Origin of the sequence: Bradyrhizobium sp. 157, assembly GCF_023073815.1 — a bacterium.
In the GTDB taxonomy this organism is placed as follows: domain Bacteria; phylum Pseudomonadota; class Alphaproteobacteria; order Rhizobiales; family Xanthobacteraceae; genus Bradyrhizobium.
On sequence record NZ_JADPKF010000056.1, the window covers coordinates 1 to 735 of the forward strand.

Annotated in this window: 1 pseudogene; it reads left to right on the top strand. The window is 63.0% G+C overall.

The features are described 5' to 3' along the window. Positions 1-382 precede the first annotated feature (382 nt). Positions 383-735: pseudogene (locus IVA95_RS12315) on the top strand (hypothetical protein); the annotation flags it as partial.

The following is a 735-nucleotide window of genomic DNA, read 5'->3' on the forward strand; positions in this document are numbered from 1 at the left end:
TGGGGATGCTGGAGCCGGATCGAGCAGTTCACGCTCGCACTCAAGTCTAGTCCCTGGGGAAGGCAGTCAATCGTTCGATTCCGTCGTGGAGCGGATGCGCTCTGGGCCTCAAGATAGAGGGACGCCCTCCGCTAGCATGGCGCGCGGTGCCGACGATGCCCTTGGCGACAGGTCTTCCGGTCCCTCCGTTGGCCCAGATCGAATCCTAGGCGCTGCGCCACGTGCAGCCGCTGCGCCACGTGCAGTCACTGCGCGGCGGCGCGGCTTTCCCTCAGTGTCGGAGGGTGGAGACACGACGCCGGTCGCCAGCCAGCCGCCAACTTCGGGTGTGGCGGTCTCCATTTCCTCATCAGAGGAAGAAATCAACGCAACAAAGCGACACATGGACCGCCTGCGTGAGGAACTTGACGCTTGCCGTAATGCGGCCATGCACGCCCAGAACTCGGAGGAGGGGCAAGAGCTGACCGATCGGTTCGTCAAAGCAGGCTCAGCAATTCTGGAGTACTACGCGAGCCTGCGCCCGGCCGTGGCGCGGAGCATTCTGTCCGACGATGAGGCCCGTCGATACCGCTATGTCGTGCTCGATGCGGCCCACCAATGCAACGAACTGGCCTCATCGACTATCTCCACCTTGGAAAAGCGCAGAGAGCGTACGGCAGACCTGCTCAAGCGGACGCTCCAATCCAACGCTACCCCCGACCAGCTGAGCCGAATGGCTTCCAGTGTGGCGAAGGA